The sequence below is a fragment of the Rubricella aquisinus genome (genome assembly GCF_014199445.1).
GTDB classification, from domain to species: Bacteria; Pseudomonadota; Alphaproteobacteria; order Rhodobacterales; family Rhodobacteraceae; genus Rubricella; species Rubricella aquisinus.
Genome location: NZ_JACIJS010000004.1, coordinates 1 through 22021 on the forward strand (window position 1 = coordinate 1; position 22021 = coordinate 22021).

The window sequence follows — 22021 nt, forward strand, 5'->3', positions numbered from 1 at the left end:
CCCATGCAATACAATGCCCTAAGCCTCGCCTAACGCGAGAATGCTTGCGTTGCCCTTCCGAGTGTGGAAGCACTGTGGACGCAAACAACCCAATGTCAAAACTGTCACGAACAAGTAAAATTCCGTGTGCCTTCCTAAAACAACTTAAACAGATAAAGGATGCTCATTCATAGTGAGCGATCCACGCAGCGTTATCGACCGTATCGGTATAGCGTCAAAGCGGCATCAATGGACGGCCACGGATTGAGGATTGAAAATGATATTCGACTCTGTCTAGATATTACGGTAATCAATTCAAAAAATATGTGAATTTCTCGAGATCGATAGTTTTATCTAAATAGCGATGATTATGATATTTATATTTAAAACCCTTGTGATTTATAGATAATAAATTTTTCTAAAATAATATCTATATGTTTTGCAATCGTAATCATAAATTTATTTGTAAATATATGTAAAAATCAGCACAATATTGCAAATATAGATAATTATTTTATTGATGGTATCGATAAGGGTATTGAAATTTTTTCAAATTTGCCAGGCCGTCCTTTGGTAATATCGTCACAATATGCAATCGAGTCGTCTTTGTATAGCTGGAACCAAGATCCCCCTGCGGAGCACTTGGCAGAATTTTTAAGCCTGTTTGAAGAAGATGGTGTATCTCCCGTAGTTATATATGGCCGAACAAGTTCGGCGCAGCATTGGCGGTTTGATTTCCCTGGATGTAGACCTAACGAATGTGTCTCAAAGAAAAACCCGTCAGAGATTGAACTCGTAAATTGGGAAATATTTAATCAATATTATCGTAAATCGCCCACGGAATGGTTTGAATTAGATCGACGTGTTGTCGAAGGGATGGAGTATGTTGTTGGGGGTCTGATCCAATACAATGATTTTTATGAGATAATGTATTATATCGTTACTGTTTACCGTGATCCAGTTGGGTTGAGTGAGAGGCTCCTTTCATACCAATACAATTTCGAGGGGAAAATGCCGATATATAGATATTATAACTATCTATCAATTGGTGTCGATTACGAAACAACGGATATACCCCCATTGGAGAGAAGTATGATAAATGCCAGAGAAAATGGATATTGATTGATATTGACCTATTGGGCTTCTTCAAAACATCGTGCAAAAGGAGAACGCCCCTCCATAGGGCAATGCCGGGAACGGCGACCGTCAAGAGCCAGATCAAAGCGATGAAGTGGTGTCCGGCGGCCAAAACTCCCCGAGAGGCCGCCGTGCGATGCGATGGCATGTGGACGGCTCGGCGCTCTCTAGGACTGGGAATATTGATCACTGATAACTTTGATTATGTTCAACCCTGTCCGCGTCCCCGACCTGTTGTTTTGGATAAGATCAGGCTCTGTTTATCGCCCTAACGGGACAAACGGCGACCCCAAGTGCCGCGTCACGACGTGGCCGACTAATACGCGGCGGGCTCGACCATTTTGACCAACAAATCCCGCCGCACGGGTTTCTCCAGAAACAGAATGCCCGGCGGCAAGGCGCTGTCTGAAAGGGGTTTTCCACTGATCAGGACCTTCAGCCCCGGATGCTGTTCTGCGTGCTTCGTGAGCAATTCCATACCGCTTGATCCTGCCCCAAGGTCAAAGTCGCTCATCACAATATCGAACGTTTGGCCCTCAAGTATCTCAGGAATGCCATTCGCTGAGCTTTGGGTGGTGACGGAGAACCCGAGGTCTTGCAACAGGTCATGCGTTGCCCTTCGATCAGCCGAGTCATCGTCGATCAGCAGCACCGTTCGGCCGTCAAAGCGCGCGTTCGGCTTGGTATCTTTCGCCAAGGGCAACGCAATCGACACCGTCGTGCCCGATCCTTTCTGACTATCAATGTCGAGTTTGCCGCCTGTCTGGTTGATGAAGCCGTAGACGATCGACAGGCCCAACCCGGTCCCGCCCTGTGCGGCTCGGGTGGTGAAGAAAGGTTCGATCGCCCGCCGCTGTTCCTCTTTGGTCATGCCGATGCCGGTATCCGCGACACGAACAATCGCGGTGCTGTCCCCATCTTTGCCAAGCGTGATCCGAATTTCGCCCGCCCCCTCGATGGCATTGTTTGCATTCAGGACAAGGTTGAGCAGTGCGGATTCCAATTGCCCCGGATCGACTTCGACAGTCAGCGGTGCCGGCGCATAGCGCGCGATAATCCGCACACCCGGATTAAGGCCGATTTCGATTAGATCAATGACCCCCTCCACAAGGCCATTGAGATCGACAGCCTCGGGTTTCAGCCGCTGCTTTCGTGCAAAGGCAAGAAGCCGGTCCGTCAATGAGGCGCCGAAATCCACCGCGTTCTCGATCGCATTGAGGTGCTGGGTGGCAGCATCGACGTCAGCCGTCCGCAAAAGATGGGCATGTGTTCGGATAGTCGTAAGAATGTTTCCGAAATCATGCGCGGTGTTGCCGGCCAATTTGCCGAGCGTTTCAATCCGATCAATCTGTTCCAACCTGCCCGAGATTTTTCGGTTTTCGGTCACGTCAGAGACAAGCCACACACGCCCTTCATCAGGCAGCCTGCTTGCGCGGATTTCAAGGATTTGACCCGCATCAGAAACCAATTCGATATGACCGCGAAAGGACGGTGACAGACCGACATCGCCGCAAGCGGGACCAAAGCCGCGCTCTTGCAGGATCGTCAGAAAACCGCCCTGTAGACGGCCATCCTCCGTGCGCCCCAGAATATGACGCAAGCCCGGGTTCGATGCTGTCAGGCGGCCAGATGGATCGGTGATCGCAATGCCAACCAGAATATTGGCAAAGACCTTCTCAAACAGCGCGTTCCTCTGATCCAGTTGTCTGTTGGATCGGTCCAGCCGCAGCGCATTGGCCCGGAAACTTCTGAATGATCGGAACAAGTCGCCGATCTCATCATCACCGCCAAGCTTGCGCGGCAGTTCGGTGGTCCGATCACCATTTGCCAGCCGCACCATTGCCCGCGATACCGCGCCGATATTGAAGGCGACATAGCGCGATACAAAGATTGCTGCAGACAGCGCGCTGATCAGCCCAAGCAGACCGATGGCCGTTACCGAAATCCGCGTGAATTGAAGGGTGCGTGTCGAGGCATCCCGTTCGGCAGTGAGAAAGTCTTCAGCATCTCTTGCGAACTCTGTCGCCAGCGCGTTGACCTGATTTGCATCCCTACGGATGCGGAAGAGCGCGTTCTGCGCAGCAAGCACAGTTGCCAATTCCTGACGGCGCAGCTCGAATATACCTGCGGAACCGGAAACCTGTGCCTGCAAGCGACCCAGATAGTCCGCCTGCGGTTCGGTCAGGTCGGACGCCGCCGCGAGTGCCCCCTGAACCTGAAACTGCCGCTGCTCTTCACCGACACCGATCAGATTGCCGGCATAGGCGGCATTCAAAGCATCAGCGTTCATGCTCTGGAGTGTCCACCAATCCAGCCGTTCCGCATCGCTTACGGCTGGATCGGCAATGTAATCTGCGGCTTCCCCGCGCATCAGGCTGAGCGCGGCGACCCGGGCACGGATGTCTGATTGGATCACGTCCAGAGCCTGGGACGCGGACACCAGATCGTGGATGCCGCGCTCCATCTCAAAGGTAATCGGGAACAGGACGTCCTTTTTGGGGTCCGAAACGCTTTTGTCGGGCCATTCCTCCCTGACCGTGCGCAGAATGGAAATCAGCTTGTTTCCCTCCTGCTCGATCAGAAAATTTGATCGCTGGCTCAGAAGAAACGGGGCCGACGTCGCAAGGTCCGACGCACGTTGGGAAAGATCAATCGCTTCGGCCACCTGTGACAGTGTTTGCCGGTGCAGGTCCTCCAGACTTGCCTCGACCCTCTGCAATGAAAACCACATCAGGCCGCTGATCCCGACGATCGCCAGAGACAGGATAGAAAGCGCGGTCCAGAGCCGACCACGAACCGAGCGTGGCAGCACTCTCACTGAGGCCCCCCACCGCCAGTTTCCGTGACAAAGATGTATCCTTGCCCGCGCCGTGTCTGGAGATGCACCGGTTTCGACGGATTTTCCTCTATCTTGCGGCGCAGCCGCAGGATCAAGACATCGACTGTGCGATCGACATAGCGCGTTAGATCACTGCCAAGTTCGGTCAACAGATCAACGCGGGGGATCACCTCGTTTGGTCTGCTGAGGAAATATTCCAACAATCGGTATTCGGCATTCGTCAAGGCCAGTTCCTCACCGGACTGATCGTAGAGCACCCGTTCCTTGTGGTTGACCGTAAAGCGACCGAATTTCTGGCTGCCCTTCACCTGTTGCGCCTGCTCGGGCAGGGACGAAGCCGCGCCATAGCGTCTTAGGACAGCGCGGATCCGTGCAAGCAATTCGCGGGGGTTGAAGGGCTTGAGAAGGTAATCATCCGCACCCAGTTCAAGGCCGACAATCTTGTCGGTCTCATCACCCCGCCCTGTGAGCATGACAATCGGTGTGTTCTGCGTCTGACGGATGGTCATCGCCAGCTCAAGCCCGCTTTCATCCTGCAATTGAAGGTCAATCAGAACGAGGTCCAGGTCGACACTTTTCTGAATATCGCGAAACTCAGCGATACTCGCGGCAGGAATGCCCTCAAACTGGTTTCGCGACAGCAAAGCCACCAGAGAGTCCCTGATCCCCGCTTCGTCATCGACAACTGCGATCTTCGGTCGCGTCATTGTCTTCCTCCCCTTTGTCAAATGATTAACACGGGGAGGGCGCCACCGTGGCAATCTTATTTGTTACGAAAATTACAAATAGCGGAGTTGCCAGAAACACTGTTAACGGCTCAGGTTAGCAGTTGCAGTTTTGTTCATTCACTCCGTGTGTCCCGCGCCCCTTGCTCCGCCTAGCCTGAGACAGCGCCGGAAGTGGAAATATCCGTCGCATGATCCGAATTGGGAGGAACAAATGAATAAAATTGGATTGATCTCGGTTGCGGCACTCACAGCCGCCACGACTGGCGCAATGGCGGATGAGCTGAGCCTTGTGTGCAGCGCCGAACAGGATTGGTGCGACATGATGGTTGCGGCCTTCGAGGCTGAACAGCCCGATATTGATGTCCTGATGGTCCGTAAATCGACGGGGGAAACACTCGCCCAGATCCGCGCAGAGGCAGGCAACCCGAAAATCGACGTCTGGTGGGGCGGAACAGGTGACCCGCATCTGATTGCCGCCGAAGAGGGCCTGACGCAGCCATCCGGCGCTGATACGAGCGAACTTCTGGGCTGGGCCCGCAACATGGCCGACATTTCCGATGGCCGCGCTATCGGCATCTATGCAGGCGCACTCGGGATTGCCTACAACACGGAAATTCTGGCCGACCGCAACATCGCGCCGCCTCAGTGCTGGGCCGATCTGGAAGACCCCCGTTTTGTCGGTGAGATCCAGGTTGCCAACCCCAACAGCTCCGGCACGGCCTACACAGAACTTGCCACCTTTGTGCAGCTCTTTGGCGAAGATGAAGCGATGGTCAAACTTGCGGCCATCGGTCAGAACGTCAACTCCTACACCAAATCCGGTTCGGCACCCTCAAAGGCTGCCGCGCGGGGCGAGACCGGCGTTTCAATCGGCTTCATGCACGACATGGTGACACTGGCCGCGCAGGGGTTCCCGCTGGCCATCGTCGCCCCGTGTGAAGGCACCGGTTACGAGGTCGGTGCAGTCTCGATCATCGAAGGCGCGCGCAATTTTGACGCCGCACAGGCTTGGGTCGAATTCGCCCTGCGGGCCGACGTTCAGTCTCGCGCACCAGAGGTGGGAGCATTCCAGGTGCCATCGAACGCCAACGCACAGGTCGCACCAGAATCGCCTGACCTCGCGTCGATCAAACTGATCGACTACGACTTTGCCACCTACGGTTCGAGCGAAACCCGTGAACGGTTGCTTGCCCGTTGGGATGCCGAGGTCGGTGACCCGAACCCGCAATAGTCATCCTCCCTGTCGTTTGGCTGCCCTTTGGTAGTCGAACCGACCGGAATGCCCCGCGAAAGCGGGGCATCACCAAACCTGCGCGGAATTTGATATGAGAAACACCGTCCTCCTCTGGCTGGCCCTTGGCCTTGTGAGCTTTTGCGTTCTGCCTTGGCATATGACTGATCGCGGGATCACCGATCTGGCTTGGGCCACCGATGACATTGCCTCCACGGGCCTGTTCGCCACTGTCGCGGGTCAATGGTGGCTGGCGCCGACCGGGCTCGCGCTGGTGCTGGCCTTTGTGTTGCAATTCGCCGTCAAGGCACCGGTCCGGCGCGCCAAGCTCACTTTGGCCACCGCTCTTGCGGGTCTCTTTTGGATGGCTCTTCAGGGCCTGATCATCGTCCGCGCGGGACCGCGTCTTTTTGAAACCGTCCTGACCGGCGAAGTCATTTCGGCAGGACAGGCTGGCATGGGCGCGGGTGCCGGGCTTTGTGCATTGGCCCTGCTGTTCGTGGCGACTGTCTCGCTTTCGCAATCCGGTAAAGGCCAGGGTGATGCCTTTGTGGTCAGCACCATCGGCCTGATTGTCGCGCTGGTGGGGATATTCGTTTTCTTTCCCGTGATGCATATTCTGGTGCGGGCGTTTCAGGTGGACGGCGGTTATTCCCTCACCGAATTCTTTCCGCGGTTTTTCAGCAGTGACATCTGGGGGCTGGCCTGCCTTTTTGGGGACCGCTCCTGTGGTGTGGCGATCAACTCCTTGTTTCTGGCGGTGATGACAGGTGCCGGGACGACAATCCTCGGTCTGGCATTCGCCCTCATATTCACCCGCACCAATTTCCGCGCCAAGCGGCTGTTGCGCGTTCTCACTGTCCTGCCGATCATCACGCCACCCTTTGTCATTGGTCTCGCGCTGATCCTGTTGTTCGGGCGTGCCGGCACTGTGACCGAGTTTGTGGCAGACCTTTTCGGTTTGGAGCAAACCCGCTGGGTCTATGGCTTCTGGGGTGTCTATTTTGCGCAGCTTTTGTCCTTCACACCGATCGCCTTTCTGGTGCTGATCGGCGTCGTCCAAGGGGTCAGCCCCTCGATGGAGGAAGCCTCGCAAACGCTTGACGCAGACCGTTGGCAGACATTCCGTTATGTATCCTTGCCCCTGATGCGGCCCGGTCTTGCAAATGCGTTCCTGCTCGGCTTCATCGAAAGCCTTGCGGATTTCGGCAATCCTTTGGTGTTGGGAAGCGGGTATTCGGTTCTCTCGACGGAGATTTTCTTTGCGATTGTCGGTGCTGTGGCTGATCCGGCAAAGGCTGCGATTCTCGCCATTGCCCTGCTGACGCTGACACTGTCCGCTTTCCTGCTGCAACGCATGTGGTTGGGCAAAAAGTCATATGCGACAATCACTGGCAAGGCCGATAGCGGTCAGAATGCCAGCCTGAATCCGGCGCTCAAAACACTGTGCTACGCAATTGCCCTGCCTTGGGCTGCACTGACATTGATTGTGTATTCGATGATCATCTTTGGCAGTTTCGTGAAGCTGTGGGGCTATGATCACAGCTTTACCTTCACCCATTATATCCGCGCCTTCGGGATCGACTTATCAAGCGGGCGTCTGACCGGCGTTGCATGGGACAGCTATTTTACCACGCTCACCATTTCCTCGATTGCCGCGCCGCTGACCGCACTCGTTGGGTTGTCCACGGCTTATCTGCTGGTCCGGCAGAAATTCTTTGGCAAGGATGCGTTCGAGTTTTCGACCATGCTCAGCTTTGCCATCCCAGGCACGGTCATCGGAGTGAGCTACATCATGGCGTTCAACTTTCCGCCGATTGAACTCACTGGAACCTCGATCATCCTGATCATTGTCTTTGTGTTCCGAAACATGCCGGTCGGCGTGCGGGGGGGCATCGCGGCCATGAGCCAGCTTGACAAAAGCCTCGACGAGGCGTCGATCACATTGGGGGCCAACAGCTTTCAGACGGTTCGGAAGGTGATCCTACCACTCATGGGACCAGCGATCCTCGCGGCGCTGACCTATAGTTTCGTGCGGGCGATTACGTCGGTCAGTGCGGTGATCTTTCTTGTCAGCGCCAAACACAACATGGCGACATCCTTCATCGTCGGGCGTGTCGAGAATGGCGAGTTCGGGCTGGCAATCGCCTATTCGGCTGTTCTCATCATCACGATGCTTGCCGCCATTTTGCTTCTTCAACTTCTGGTCGGAAACCGCCGTCTGCGCCGGGCCGACCGCGTCCAACAATCGGTTTGAGCCGCAATTCAGCAAGGAAAACCAATGACACAGACACAACCAGGGTCAGTCCAGTTCACGGGCGTTGTCAAAAAATACGGTGACGTGACGGCCCTTAAGAAACTCGATCTGATGATTGAACCGGGCAAGTTGGTCACGCTCTTGGGGCCAAGTGGCTGCGGCAAGACCACGACATTGCGTCTCATCGCGGGTCTTGAGATGGCGACGGACGGCACGATCCACATCGGGGGGCAGGACGTGACGCATCTGACGGCCACTTATCGAAAGGTCTCGATGGTGTTTCAGTCCTACGCGCTTTTCCCGCATATGACTGTCCGCGAAAACGTCGCCTATGGTCTGACCGTTAAGGCCGTTCCAAAGGCCGAAGCCGCACAAAGGGCCGAAGCCGGGCTGGAGCTTGTGGGATTGGCTGGTTACGGCGAACGGCTCCCAAGCGAGTTGTCGGGCGGGCAGCAGCAGCGGGTTGCAGTCGCACGGGCAATCGTGCTGGAGCCGGAGGTTCTGCTTCTTGATGAGCCTCTTTCGAACCTCGACGCCAAACTCCGCCGTCATGTCCGCGAGGAAATCCGCCAGATCCAGCAACGGCTTGGCCTGACGGCCGTCTATGTCACCCATGACCAGGAAGAAGCGATGGCTGTCTCAGACGATATCATCGTCATGAACAATGCAGAGATTGCGCAGATCGGCACGCCTGCGGCGCTCTATGAAACCCCATCCTCCTCTTTCATTGCCGATTTCATCGGAGATGCCAATCTTGCTGATTGTGATGTGCTGGAGGTTGAAGATGGGATGGCAAAGGTCGTGCTGAACGGCAACACATACAGCGTCCCGAGCCATCGACCCCTGTCCGGTGCCGCGCGGATTGTCCTGCGTCCCCATGCGCTCAAACTGATGTCACCTCAATCCGCAGGGGTTCAGGGTGAGGTCACCTACGCCGCGTATCTGGGCAAAGAAATGCAATATACCGTTGAGACGAATATCGGCAGCCTTTTCGTGATTTCGCCGGTCAGCGGGCAACCCTTCGCGCAAGGTGATGCCGTGTCCGTCGCAATAGATCAGGATCAGGCGAGACTTGTCTCGCAATAACAGATGCGCGCCACCTTTCATCACGAGGGCCGGGTTTCAGAAGTCTCTGACGCCAATTGGGCCCTCATCATTCGTTCACTGGCTTTCGACGCGATCATTTTCGATTGTGACGGCACGCTGGTGGACAGCACTGAGGCGCATTTCCTCTCGATGCGGGCGGCAGCGATCGCTCAAGGGCAGGTCATGACAAAGGAGTGGTACAAATCCCTCACAGGTCTTGACCGTCGAAGCCTCTTTGTCAGGTTTGCAGAGTTCAAGGGTGGTCACTTTGACATCGCGAAGGCCTGTCAGGACAGCATCGCCGCCTATTCCGACTGCGTGAGCTTTGTCACGCCGATCAAGACATCGGTCGATCTTTTGCGCGATCTGCATGGTGAGATGCCGATTGCGGTCGCGTCGAATGCGGAACGGGAGGTGGTCAACCTGTCACTGGCGAAAACCGGCGTCGCCGGACTGATCTCCGCTATCGCGACGATCTCGGATGGGACCGCGCCGAAACCAGCGCCTGACCTGTTTCTCTTGGCCGCCAAAAGGCTGGGCATTCAGGCCGCGCGCGCGTTGGTTATCGAAGATTCTGCCGAAGGTACCCAAGCCGCCTTGGCCGCGGGCATGTCTGTGATGCGCATCATAGAGCCGTAACCCGGCCAAGCGCCCCACCCGCCTTGTTGATCTTGATGACAAGGGACGTCACCGCATTGCGCTGCGGTGTCGGGTTGGCTCATCTTTCGTCCACATGGGGCGGCGGGATGTCGAGGCTCGGCACCTGCCCCGAAGGGATGCGCGCTCCGAAATGGTGTAAAACAGCCGCTGACAAAACCTGCCCGGACACAATCGCGTGGTCCGGCCTATGGCCCGTGAGACGCGCCGCGAGATAGCCCGCGTTGAAAGCATCCCCTGCGCCAGATGTGTCGCGAATACCCGTGACTGGCGCGCAAGGGACTTCCGTGATCTGCGCACCATCCCAAACGGTCACGGGCGCCGCGCCATTCTTGACCACGATTTCCGAAACGTCCGCCGCCCGATACCGCTCGATGGTCTCACCGGGCGATCCATCGCCCCAGAGCGCCGCTTCGTCGTCATAACTCGGCAGCGCAATGTCGGTCACGGCCAGCATGGCCTGCATCGCGTCCCGTGTCTCAACAGACGACGACCAGAGCCGTGGGCGAACATTGGGATCAAACGACACGATTGCCCCCTGCCGTCGCGCACATGCCAGCACGGAACTAAGCCGCGCGCGCGCGTCGGGGCGCAATATGGCCAGCGTAATGCCGGAGACGTGGATCAAGCCCGCGCCCTGTACCGACTGCCCGAGCCACACCTCATCTTCCGCCAAAAGCCGCGCGGCGGAAGCCTCCCGCCAATAGTGGAAACTGCGCTCCGCCCCGTCGAGCTCAATCATATAGAGGCCCATCACGCGATCCGCGACACGGCCGATATATGACGTATCAAGCCCATCAGCACCCAACCCCGCGATGAACTCCGCGGAGAGGCTATCCGTGCCGACCTTCGTGACGAAGCGCACGGGCAGGTTCAGGCCGGGGATCTGCGCCATATGCCACGCGGTATTGAAGGTATCGCCGGCAAAGCCCTTTCGGTAGGTGCCACTGCCCGTTTCGGCCATCTCGATCATGGCCTCGCCCATTGCAACCGTCTTGTTTGACTGAAATTGGATCATCGTGGTGCCGTGTCCTGGTGATAAATCCCACCCGTGAGCCATGCGGGCCAGTCACGCTCAAAGAATGATTTGTCGCCAGCATAGGCGCGATTTCGAACGTCGGAGACGATCATGTCGGCACCCTCCAGCCGAACCCGCAATTGGCTATGTTTGTCGGTGTCCCGTTCCGTGCGAAAGCGCACGTCCGGCAGCGGGCCACGCACCGATTGCGGCAGCGATTCGCCTGTTGGATCGCAGATCGCGCGGGCCCCCCGACTGCCACCGCCCTGAGCGATATAGTGGTCGAGTGCGGTCAGCACGGCCTCCGACGCAAGCGCCATTTGTTGCCATTGCACCGCGCGGGCAACCTCACTCGCGCGCGAGACCTGAAGTCCACGGGCACGGATCTGGGTGTTCAGCGTCCGCGCCTCCTCACGGGCCATGGTCACATCATGGGCGGTGCATAATATGCCTGCATGCTCGCTCATCCGGGCTTGCACCTCCGTGCGGATGGCCTTCCATGACAGACCATTTTCGCGGGTGACAAGGCGCATCACCTCGGAAACGGCCTCCCCTCCTGCAACGGAAATATCGGCGGATGACGGCGCGGCAGCCTCCCCCGACGCGCCGATATGCTCTGCCACGCGTGTTCCAAAAACCTGCCCAGCATTCAGGGCAGAGCCTCCGGGGCGGGTCACACCATGCGTTCCCGACGCTTCGCCCACCGCGTAGATGCCCGTGACATTCGTCCGGCCCCAAATATCAACGGCAATCCCGCCATTCATGTGCTGATGGTTGACGGCAAATTCCAGAGGACCTGTAGTGATATCAACCTTGTAGCGTTTGTAGAGTTCGATCGCGAGCGGGTTCATGTGGCGCAGGCGATCAATGGGCAATGCGTGATCTGCACCCGCGTTGTGCAGATACGTCCTGACATCATCGTCCAGCCGGTCAAGGCTGAAAGGCGCATCAATCGCTTGCGGGTTGCGGTTGAAATCCATGAAAACCCGACGGCCCTTCTGGCTTTCCCTGAAGATGGCCAGATCGACGAGGCTCGACTGGAAATCGAGCATCCGGCTGGCGTGAAACGGCCATTGATAGCCCTTGCGAAAGATATTCGACGCCATTTCTTGAGTGGTGCGGTAATAGTCGGCCAGAAAATGATGCTCGGTCCCGTTCTCGTCGACGGAGTAGATATGCGGGATCACCTGCACATAGGTGCCAGAAAGGTTCCACGGAAAACCCTCACGCCGGGTGCCGATGCCGAATTGGCTTTCGGTGATATTCGTCAGCTCCAACCCGGCTTCGAGCGCCAGCCCAAGCGTGCCGAAACATCCGTTCGGAAACACACTGTCGCGGTACATCTCACCCGGCCCCCCTGCGGCAAAGACCAGCTTGGAACACGCATAAAGGGCGAGGCCGTGGGGATTTCCCTCCGCCCCGTCCTTGGGACGGATCGCGAGGAGCCCTGCCGCGCCGCGCCCATCCTTGAGCACCCTGATCGCCGTGGTCTGGTTGAAGAACGGGATATCAAGGCGGATTGCCTCTTGGGCGAGGACTTTGACCATCAGGCGGGACGTGCGCGGCCCGCAGGAGGTCGCGCGTCCAACTTCGTCATGGTCGGTCTGATAGCGCAGCGTGCCGCCAAGGTGATCTTGCGGCAATGGCAGGCCCAGATATTGCAGCGACGCCATCGCGCGCACAGAGCCCACGGCCTCGATATAGGCCGTGTCCTCATCCATGGCGCCCCCCGCGCGGATCGCCTCGGCCATGGCCTGAAAATTGTCGCCCTGATCCTTGGTGTTGGCCGTGTGCAGCGTCTGCTTGTCCGAACCGGAACAAGCAGACGTCCCGCCCCACGCACTTTGGCTGAGGATCGTGACATCAACGCCGCGCCGCTTCATCTCCACCGCCGCGCGCAGGCCCGCCGCCCCGCTCCCGATCACCAAGGCACCGCACCGATAGACCGGCAGAACAAGATCGCCGATCTGGAGCGTCTCGGCGGTTTCGGGTTCAGGTTTCAGGCGCGGCATGACCACATCGGTCAGGGCATCCAGAATCTCTTGCGGGACGGATAGGGACATGGTCGTTCCTCAGATTTAGGCGATATCGACCCAAGCACGTTTGTCAGATGAGGCCATGCAGGCATCCACGATCTGACAAATGTGGTGACCGTTCTCAAAAGTTGGCCACATCGGTGTTTGGGTGGTGATTGATTTGATCACCTCGGCAATCTCGATGATCTTGCTTTCGTTATAGCCAAGCGCGAAATTCGGCAGGGGCAGAAACGCGGCATAGGTCGGATGCTCTGGCCCGACGTCAATCTCGCGGAACCCCCGCCGCCCGGCGGCATCGTCGTTGGAGTAGAACCGCAGGCGGTTCACCTCGTCAAAAGTATAGGCAAGGCTGCCCTTGGTGCCGTAAATCTCATAGGTCTGCATGAATTTGCGGCCCGTGGCGACGCGGCTGAAATCAATCAGCCCCTTTGCCCCATTTTCAAACGTGCACAGGATGTTGGTGCCGTCGGGATTTGTCACGTCACCCCATTCGGTTTCGTCGGTCACGGGGGGTGGGGCGTCGCCATAGCCCAGCCCATCGACCTTGGGGCGTTTCGGCACGGTGATGTAGCTGTCCGCGATCAGCGAGGACACCTTACCGACCAGAAATTCCATAAAACTGAACACATGGCTGCCCGTGTCCCCGATAATGCCCGTTGGTGCGAGCGCGCCATCCGCCCGCCACATGTAAGGGGCCAGCGGGTCGCCATAGATGTCGATGTGCTGGCAGGCCTTGAACAGCTTGATCTCTCCGATCTCGCCCGCGTCGATGATCTCCTTGGCGCGATCATGGATCGGATTGCGTGGAAAGGAATGGCCGACGCGCGTGATCAGGCCCTTTTCCTTGGCAAGATCGGCCAGTTCACGGGCCTGCACCGCCGTGTCGGCCAATGGCTTTTCGCAATAGACATGCTTGCCCGCCAGCAGCGCGGCTTTCGCGACGTCATAATGCATGTTGTCCGGCAAACAGATGTCGATCAGATCGACATCCGGGTCGTTCACGGCGTCCTGCCAATTGGCGAGGATCTTTGCATCAGGTGCGCGGAACCCCAGATCCTTGGCCGCCGCAGGGTTCGCTTCGACGAGGGCGATCACGCGGGCGGTGCCATGCGCTGGCCCAAAGAAATGAGGAAAGCTTTGATAGGCCATCGTATGGGTCTTGCCCATCCAACCTGACGCGCCAAGCACGGCGACCCTGACTTCTTCGGTCATCTCGATATCCTTTCGTCAATCCCTGCTGGAGGCGCGGATAACCAACCGCACTGGGCTACGGGCTTCGGGTGGTGGGGCCACGCCATCATTGATCCACGCGACGATCTGCCGTGCGGCTGAGGCGGCGAAATCGGGGATATTGCAGCTCACGGTGGTCAATGGCGGAAAGCTGTCCTGCCCATCTTCGATGTCATCAAATCCCACGACACGCAGGTCCGGCCCTGCCTTGATCCCAAGGTCAGGACAGGCGGCAAGCACGCCAAGTGCCACAAGATCGTTAAAGCAGATCACGCCGTCGACATCGGGATGTTCCGCTTGCAATCGCGCGGCCATCGTCTTGCCAAAGGCGCGTGTCGATTGTCCGGTCAGGATCAGCGGCGCCAGCCCGCGTTCTTCCAAGACCGACAGATACCCGGCCATACGCTCCCGGGTCACAGGGCGTCCGTCCAGACCACCGAGAAAGGCAATCCTTCTGCACCCCTGTTCCAGCAGATGCTCCGCCGCGAGACGACCGCCCGTCAGGTAGTCGGGTGCGAGGAGCGGAAATGTTCCCCCCTCCCGTTCCAGCGTCCGAAAGACCTGCAATGTCGGCGTGTTCGCCGCGTCCAAAACCGCGAGCGTTGCGGCCTCGTCGCCATAAGCCGGTGAGATGATAAAGCCTGAAACCCCGTGTTCCACCAGCGACGAGATCATCTGCCCCTGCAATTTGGGATCCTCATCCGTGTTGGCGAGCACGGTCGCAAACCCGGCCTGCGCAAGCTCCATCTGAAAAAGGGCCGCGAATTCCGTAAAGAACGGGTTGCGCAGGTCATTGATCACAAGCCCGATCAAACCGGATGACGATGACCGCAATGTCGCCGCCGAGCGGTTATAGACATAGCCGATCTCCGCCATGGCCTCACGGACCAACTTGCGTGTCTCATCCTTGACCGTCGTCGCACCTTGCAAAACAAGGCTAACGGTGGATTTCGATACGCCGGCCTGTTTGGCGACGTCCAGAATGGTGGGGCGGCTTTTCATGGTCAGGTCTCCTTTGCCACCAGCCTACACATCGAGGTCCAGAACCAGAATACCATCGAGACCGCCCACCGCATTCGCCACAAGCTGACTGCCCAAGGCCTTGTGCTCTTTGTTATCCGAATAGGTTTGCAGGGCGTCCCAACTGTCAAAATCAATGACAAAGCCGTGCATGTAGCCGCGTTCGATCTGCTCAGGGCTTTGCGATCGCCCCCCGGTAAAGTTTGCCGCACCGGGCAGCGTGTCAACCACGGCAGCCAAGCCGTTATAGATGCCCATGATCGTCTGCTCGGATATGTCTGGTCTGAACTTGGTGAGGACGATGTGCCGGATCATAGAGTCATTCCTTGGTCCTGTTTGATCATGTCGGCGGCTTTCTCACCGATCATGATGCTCGGGGCATTGGTATTGGATGAATTCACATTCGGCATGATCGACGCATCTGCAACGCGCAGGCCATCAATCCCGTTGAACTGAAGCCGCGGGTTCAACACCGCCGCGCTGTCCGCCCCCATCCGGCAGGTGCCCGCACAATGATGCGAGGTCTTTGAATGGATGCAGATGAAGTTGAAATAGTCCTCATCCGTTTTCACATCCGGTCCGGGCAAACGCTCGGCCAGGATATATTTGCCGAGCGCGGGTTGAGAGAGGATCTCTTGCACCAGTTTCAGGCCGCGGATCGACATTTCGCGATCATAAGGGTCTGACAGATAGTTTGGATCAATCAGCGGCATGTCTTTGGGATTGTCCGATTGCAGCCGGACGGTCCCGCGCGACCGGGGGCGCAGGTGGCAGGCATTGAGCGTCACCCCGCCGTTGGGCATTGCCGCAACACCCGCTTCAATGCCGGTCCCCAGCCCCAGATGCATCTGGATATCGGGCGTTTCGGCGGTTTCGTCCGCGTACCAGAACCCCCCCGTTTCAAATAGGCTGGAGGCCACTGGTCCCTTCCGGGTGAGAAGGTATTGCAGCCCGGCAAGTGCGCTCAGATGCAGCTTGGCAAAACGATCATAGGTATGCGGCCCCGTGACCTCGCATATGGCGTAAAGGTCCAGATGGTCCTGCAAATTCGCGCCGACATTCGGCTGGTCATAGACCAATTCGATCCCCAAACCCGCAAGATGGTCGGCAGGGCCGATGCCGGAGAGTTGCAGCAATCTTGGTGACCCGATTGCACCGGAGGACAGAATGACCTCCCGGTCGGCTGTGATCACAGCGCCGTCGGCCATCTCAACCCCGGTGGCGCGGCCATGCTCGACGCGGATGCGCTTGACCTGCGCCCTCGTCTGGATGGTGAGGTTCTTCCGCCCCCGCGCCTGCCCCAGAAAGGCCATCGCCGCAGAAGACCGGCGCGCGTTCCTTTGGGTGAGTTGATAATATCCAGCGCCGTCCTGCCGTTCCCCGTTCACGTCGGTCGTCTTGGGGATACCCACTTGCCCTGCGGCCTCGATAAAGGCGTCGCAGATCGGCAACGGAGCGGCGGGCATAGAGACACCAAGCGGCCCGCCCGTCCCATGATAGCGACCGGTATAGGTGTCATTGTCCTCGGATTTCTTGAAATAGGGGAGCACATCTTCATAGCTCCACCCCTCACAGCCCATCTGCCGCCAGTTGTCATAGTCCTGTGCCGCACCACGGGTGTAGATCTGCGCGTTGATCGCGGAGCCGCCGCCAATGACCTTGGCTTGGGTATAGGTGAACACCTTGTTCTGCATCGCCTTTTGCGGCGTTGTTGACCAGCCCCATGACCCGATCCCCTTGGTCATCTTGGCAAACCCTGCGGGCAGATGGAAAAACGGATGGCGGTCACTGCCGCCCGCTTCCAAAAGCAGGACGCGGGCATTGGAGTCCTCTGACAGGCGGGCCGCAATGACCGATCCGGCAGAGCCGCCCCCGATCACGATGAAATCATAGCCACGGGCGGTCATGCGGCACACTCCGTCTCGGTGATGTGGCGTCCGGCGCGCAGGGCGAGGGCCGCGATGGTGAGGGCCGGATTTACGGCAGCGGATGTCGGCAGAACCGAAGCATCGACAATGAAAAGGTTTGGATGATCATGGCTCCGGCAATGGCTGTTCACGACGCTCAGCGCCGGATCATGGCCCATACGGGCCGTGCCGCATTGATGCGACGGGGTGCGCCGGTCAAATGCCTGAGACAGGACGATGGGAAATCCGATCCGCCGCAAGACACGCTTGAGTTCTTTCACCAATTGCACATGCGCATCCAAATTCGACCGTTGCCAATCAAGCCTGATCCGCCCGTTTTTGAGCGTCACCCGACTGTCCGGGTGTGGCAGGTCTTCAGACATCGCATAAAAGTCAAAACTGCGGGCCGCGATCCAATGGGCAATCCATCGCGGCAGCGGCGTCGTCGCCTCCAGAATGGGCCCCGTGATCTTGCCCAACATTTGCACATTGCCGAGCGGCGGCCGGGTGTCCGATCCTTGGTAGAAGTCATTGATCATCAGCGTTTTTTGATAAACGCTCTGGTTCTTGCGCATTGGATGCAGGGCCAGAACGGCGGAGCAATTGTGGTTCATGAAGTTCCGGCCAACGTGATCAGATCGGTTGGCCAATCCGGTCGGGCAATGCGCGTTCGCTGATCGCAACAAAAGAGCCGCGCTCTGCACAGCCCCTGCCGCGACAACAAACAGGGACGCCGTCAGGCGCTCCCCGGTGGCAAGAACGGCAGCCGTCACGCGCCCCCCCTGATCGCTCTCAAGGCGGTCCACACGGGCGCCAGTGCGCAATGTGACGTTTTGATGGGACAGCGCAGCGGCAAGGCCGCAGGTCTCGGCATCCATCTTGCCGTCGCAGGTGTTGGGATAAGCGTCCCATGTGGTTTGGCCCGCTGCCAACCACGCCGATAAATCGACGCCAAGCGGGATATGCGACGGATGCAGACCCGCCTGTTTTAGGCGCGCGCGCAGATCGGCAATATCCGGTTCATCAGGGACAGGAGGATGCGGGTAGGTGCCGGAATGGGCTGGCTCCGTGGGATCATCCAACGGGCGTCCGCGCACCTGATACATCTCTTCTGCGGCCTGATAGTCCCGCTCAAGGTCTGCATACCTTATTGGCCATCCGGGGGTCTGCGAAACGGTCTCGAAATCAGAGGCCCGATACCGGATCAAGGCCGCGCCGTAGAATTTCGAATTTCCACCGACATAGTAGTAGTTGCCAGGGTTGAAGGGGCGATCTTGCCCATCCAGCCAGGTTTCCTCGGGGCGGAAAACGCCCTTACCAAAAATCGCCCCCGCATCGCGATCGACAGGCGAGGCGCTGAGATGCTCGCCCCGTTCAAGGATCATGATCCGGCGCCCCGTGGGGGCCAGCGCGGCGGCCAGCGTGGCCCCGCCCATGCCGGAGCCGATGATGATAACGTCTGCATCCATCAGGGGACGATCCGCATTTCGGTTTTGGGATCAAACGCCACGGCCTTCTCCATGTTTACGGCAAATGGAAAATCCGCGCCGGGGCGCACATCGGCATCCGACCGCATCCGGGCAATGACATCCTTGCCCCCAAGCGTCATCGTCACAAAGGTGTCCGACCCCGCAGGCTCCGTCACCACAATTCGGTTTGTCATCTGAGCGATGTTCGCGGAATTCCGGTCTGCCGCGTCCTCGTCCGTGATCGTTTCAGGCCGGATGCCAAGCATGATGTCGCGACCATTCCAGTCTGCCATATTGTCCTGACTGAAAGGTAAGGATGTGGTCGATCCGTCATGAAGGGCGACGATTGCCACGGGTCTTTCCCCTTCCATGGCGACGCGGGCAGGTATGACATTCATCGCAGGTGATCCCATGAACGTGGCGACAAAAATATTGGCAGGGCTGTCATAGATTTCCTGCGGCGTGCCCAATTGCTGAACATAGCCGCCATACATGACTGCAATACGGGTCGAGAGGGTCATCGCCTCGATCTGGTCATGGGTCACATAAACAATCGTCGTGCCGAGCTTTTGATGCAGCTTCTTGATCTCGGTGCGCATATCGACGCGCAGCTTGGCATCAAGGTTAGAGAGCGGTTCATCAAACAGGAATACATCCGGGTTGCGAACCAAAGCGCGGCCCATGGCGACGCGCTGACGCTGCCCGCCTGACAAGGCGCCGGGCTTGCGATCAAGCAATTGCTCGATCTGCAAAAGCTCGGCCACGTTCTTCATCGCTTTCTCCCGTTCGGGTTTGGGCGTGCCGTGCATTTCCAAACCGAAGGTGATGTTCTGTCCGACGGTCATGTTGGGATAGAGGGCGTAAGACTGAAACACCATCGCGATGTTCCGCTTGGACGGGTGGACGCCGTTCATCACCTTGTCCTTGATGCGGATCTCGCCGCTGGTGATATCCTCAAGCCCCGCGATCATGTTCAAGAGTGTGGATTTTCCACAGCCGGACGGGCCGACAAGGACTAGGAATTCACCCTCCTCGACCGAAATGTCCACATTGTGCAGAACCTCGACCGCTCCGTACGATTTTGTTGTGTTGTCGATATCGAGGAATCCCATGTCCGTCGCTCCACTTGGTTGCATGAGGCGCGCGCAGGGCACGCGCCTCAGTGTTGTTACAGGGCCAGTTCGACCGCTTCGGCAAGTTGCTCGGCGGCCTCTTCGGGCGTCATGTCGGTATTGAAAAATTCGGTGATGACGTCGGTTGCAGCGCCAACGACACTCGCCCCGGCCGCATGGGTGCCCGCGAAGGTCGGCACGGCGGTTCCGGCCGTATCGCTTGCCACGAAATCCGCGGCGGTTGCTTGGGCACAGGCATCAAGTGCGGAGAAATCTGCATCTGTTCGCGCGGGTATGGCACCTTTTGCCTGATTGAATGCGACCTGCACCTCTGGGTCCATGATGGCACTTGCCAAGGTTGCTTGCGCCCGTGCGCCCTCCGCATCCGGCTGGGCAAAGAAGCTGAGCGAATTCACAAGATAGACAAACCCACCGTCACCCGTTTTCGGCACCGGAATGCACGCGAAATCTTCACCCGCGATTTGGCCTGCATTCGTGAACTCACCCTTGGCCCAGTCACCCATGATTTGCATCGCGGCGTCGCCGTTGATGACCATGGCAGTAGCAAGGTTCCAGTCGCGGCCTGAGAAATCCTCATCGACCATGCCGCGAATGTCAGCCATTTGCGCGAACACCGCTTGCATGGTTTCCGACCGCAAGGCGTCAAGATCAAGGTCAACCAATGCGGCACGATAGAAATCCGCACCCCCAACGCCCAAGACGAGGGCCTCAAACATATAGGCTTCTTGCCAGGCCTGCCCGCCATGCGCGATGGGGACAATGCCAGCGGCCTCAAAACGTGGCGCAAGGGCGTTGAAGTCTTCCCATGTCGTCGGGAAATCCGCACCAATTTTGTCAAAGGCCGCACGAGACGCCCAAATCATGTCGGTGCGATGCACGTTGGTCGGGGCGGCCACATAGGCGCCGTTGATCTTGTTGAAATCCTGCACCGCTTGGGGAAGCACAGTGTCCCATCCTTCCGCCTCAGCGACCGCATTAACGTCGCCCAGAAGCCCTTCATTGGCCCAATCAATGATGTTCTGGCCCAGCATCAGCATGGCCGCTGGCGGATCACCTGCCGCGATGCGGGCCTGAAGGGCCGTCTTGGCCTGATCGCCACCGCCGCCCGCGACCGGCGCGTCCTGCCAGTCCACCCCGGCTTCGACGACCTTATCGCGGATCACGCCAAGCGCTGCGGCCTCGCCCCCGGATGTCCAGAAATGCATCACTTCCACGCTATTGTCCGCAACGGCCTGTGCCGTTGATGCACAAAGCGCGAGCGCTGCTATGTTGGCAATTGTCCTCATTTGTGATTTTCCTCTCATGTTGGGATCGGCTCACGAAACCGATGGTTGTTGATCTCAACATGGTCGGGAGCGGTTGCCGCCGCATCCCGGCCAACTCGTACCTTATCCTTTCACTGAACCGGCCATCAGCCCGCGCACGAAATAGCGACCGGCAACGATGTAGACGAGAAGTGTGGGCAGTGCGGCCAGGATCGCGCCTGCAAAGTGGACGTTGTATTCTTTCACCCCGGTGGAGGATTGAACGAGGTTGTTCAACGCCACCGTCATCGGCTGGCTGTCGGCACCCGCAAAAGAGGCGCCGAACAGGAAATCATTCCAGATGTTGGTGAATTGCCAGATGATCGACACCACCGCGATCGGCCCTGATGAGGGCAACAGGATACGCCAGAAAATCTGGAAGAACCCGGCCCCGTCGATCTGTGCCGCGCGGACCAGTTCGGTCGGAAAAACGGCGTAGTAGTTGCGGAAATAGAGGGTGGTGAACCCGATCCCATAGACCACATGCACCAACACCAGCCCCCAGGTGGTGCCCGCAAGCCCTATCAGCCCCAACATCCGCGCCATCGGGATCAGCACGATCTGAAACGGAATGAAACAGGCAAACAGCATCAGGCCAAACAGGATCGTATCCCCTTTGAACCGCCATTTTGTCAGCACATAGCCATTCAGCGCGCCCAGCACGGTTGAGATGGCGACAGCGGGCACGACCATCTTGATCGAGTTCCAGAAATAGGGCTGCAAACCCGTCGGATCGACGCCGATTTGCGCGGAGGACCACGCCTTGGCCCACGGCTCCAGCGTGAAGGCCTGCGGCAGGTTCATCATGCCGCCGCCAGTGATTTCGTTCAGCGGTTTGACGGAATTCACCACCATCACATAAAGCGGCAGCATGTAGAACAGCGCGAACAACAGCAGGACGAGGTAGATCAGCGTCCGGGTCACACGACCGGTGCGAATGGCGGTATCTTGCGAGGCTACACTCATTTTCTGCGTTCCTTCGGATCGACC

At 58.0% G+C, this 22021-nt stretch carries 17 protein-coding genes; 5 read left to right on the plus strand and 12 right to left on the minus strand.

Annotated features, from left to right (window positions below):
• Positions 1–585: 585 nt before the first annotated feature.
• On the plus strand, positions 586–1101 hold the full coding sequence (locus FHS89_RS06765; RefSeq protein ID WP_184009890.1) for a hypothetical protein: 516 nt from the start codon (positions 586–588) through the stop codon (positions 1099–1101).
• Between the two features lie 331 nt (positions 1102–1432).
• On the opposite strand, the gene FHS89_RS16420 is transcribed toward FHS89_RS06765, so the two are convergent.
• Positions 1433–3781 carry an ATP-binding protein gene (locus FHS89_RS16420; RefSeq protein WP_221229311.1) on the minus strand — a complete coding sequence of 783 codons (2349 nt, stop codon included), beginning with the start codon at positions 3779–3781 and terminating at the stop codon, positions 1433–1435.
• A gap of 149 nt (positions 3782–3930) precedes the next feature.
• Positions 3931–4662: a response regulator gene (locus FHS89_RS06775; RefSeq protein ID WP_184009892.1), complete on the minus strand. Its 732-nt coding sequence runs from the start codon at positions 4660–4662 to the stop codon at positions 3931–3933.
• Positions 4663–4951: 289 nt separating this feature from the next.
• Between FHS89_RS06775 and FHS89_RS06780 the strand changes: the two genes are divergently transcribed.
• The 4 genes from FHS89_RS06780 to FHS89_RS06795 all read left to right on the plus strand — a co-directional run bounded on the left by FHS89_RS06780 (position 4952) and on the right by FHS89_RS06795 (position 9896).
• Positions 4952–5914, plus strand: a complete 963-nt coding sequence (locus FHS89_RS06780; protein WP_246413655.1) for an ABC transporter substrate-binding protein — start codon at positions 4952–4954, stop codon at positions 5912–5914.
• A 94-nt stretch (positions 5915–6008) separates the two neighbouring features.
• The gene (locus FHS89_RS06785; protein WP_184009896.1) at positions 6009–8171 is read left to right on the plus strand and encodes an ABC transporter permease; all 2163 of its coding nucleotides are present in this window, start codon (positions 6009–6011) and stop codon (positions 8169–8171) included.
• 24 nt (positions 8172–8195) lie between these two features.
• The gene (locus FHS89_RS06790) at positions 8196–9257 is read left to right on the plus strand and encodes an ABC transporter ATP-binding protein (protein WP_184009898.1); all 1062 of its coding nucleotides are present in this window, start codon (positions 8196–8198) and stop codon (positions 9255–9257) included.
• A 3-nt stretch (positions 9258–9260) separates the two neighbouring features.
• Positions 9261–9896: an HAD family hydrolase gene (locus FHS89_RS06795; RefSeq protein ID WP_184009900.1), complete on the plus strand. Its 636-nt coding sequence runs from the start codon at positions 9261–9263 to the stop codon at positions 9894–9896.
• Between the two features lie 79 nt (positions 9897–9975).
• On the opposite strand, the gene FHS89_RS06800 is transcribed toward FHS89_RS06795, so the two are convergent.
• The 10 genes from FHS89_RS06800 to FHS89_RS06845 form a co-directional block, all read right to left on the minus strand.
• Entirely contained in the window at positions 9976–10932 is a 957-nt protein-coding gene (locus FHS89_RS06800) for a sugar kinase (protein WP_184009902.1), read from the minus strand.
• The gene (locus FHS89_RS06805) at positions 10929–12995 is read right to left on the minus strand and encodes an FAD-dependent oxidoreductase (protein WP_184009904.1); all 2067 of its coding nucleotides are present in this window, start codon (positions 12993–12995) and stop codon (positions 10929–10931) included. The genes FHS89_RS06800 and FHS89_RS06805 overlap by 4 nt, the downstream gene beginning before the upstream one ends.
• A gap of 15 nt (positions 12996–13010) precedes the next feature.
• Positions 13011–14180, minus strand: coding sequence for a Gfo/Idh/MocA family protein (locus FHS89_RS06810; protein ID WP_184009906.1), 1170 nt, complete (start codon positions 14178–14180; stop codon positions 13011–13013).
• A gap of 15 nt (positions 14181–14195) precedes the next feature.
• Entirely contained in the window at positions 14196–15200 is a 1005-nt protein-coding gene (locus FHS89_RS06815; protein WP_184009909.1) for a LacI family DNA-binding transcriptional regulator, read from the minus strand.
• Between the two features lie 24 nt (positions 15201–15224).
• Positions 15225–15533 carry a Dabb family protein gene (locus tag FHS89_RS06820; RefSeq protein ID WP_184009912.1) on the minus strand — a complete coding sequence of 103 codons (309 nt, stop codon included), beginning with the start codon at positions 15531–15533 and terminating at the stop codon, positions 15225–15227.
• Positions 15530–17125, minus strand: coding sequence for a GMC family oxidoreductase (locus FHS89_RS06825; protein WP_184009914.1), 1596 nt, complete (start codon positions 17123–17125; stop codon positions 15530–15532). Before FHS89_RS06825 ends, FHS89_RS06820 begins: the two co-directional genes overlap by 4 nt.
• A complete protein-coding gene (locus FHS89_RS06830) occupies positions 17122–18594 on the minus strand; it encodes an FAD-dependent oxidoreductase (protein WP_184009915.1) in 1473 nt (490 codons plus the stop codon). Before FHS89_RS06830 ends, FHS89_RS06825 begins: the two co-directional genes overlap by 4 nt.
• A complete protein-coding gene (locus FHS89_RS06835; RefSeq protein WP_184009917.1) occupies positions 18594–19706 on the minus strand; it encodes an ABC transporter ATP-binding protein in 1113 nt (370 codons plus the stop codon). The genes FHS89_RS06830 and FHS89_RS06835 overlap by 1 nt, the downstream gene beginning before the upstream one ends.
• 56 nt (positions 19707–19762) lie before the next feature.
• The gene (locus FHS89_RS06840; protein WP_184009919.1) at positions 19763–21013 is read right to left on the minus strand and encodes an ABC transporter substrate-binding protein; all 1251 of its coding nucleotides are present in this window, start codon (positions 21011–21013) and stop codon (positions 19763–19765) included.
• A gap of 102 nt (positions 21014–21115) precedes the next feature.
• Positions 21116–21997, minus strand: coding sequence for a carbohydrate ABC transporter permease (locus FHS89_RS06845; RefSeq protein WP_184009921.1), 882 nt, complete (start codon positions 21995–21997; stop codon positions 21116–21118).
• Positions 21998–22021 lie beyond the last annotated feature (24 nt).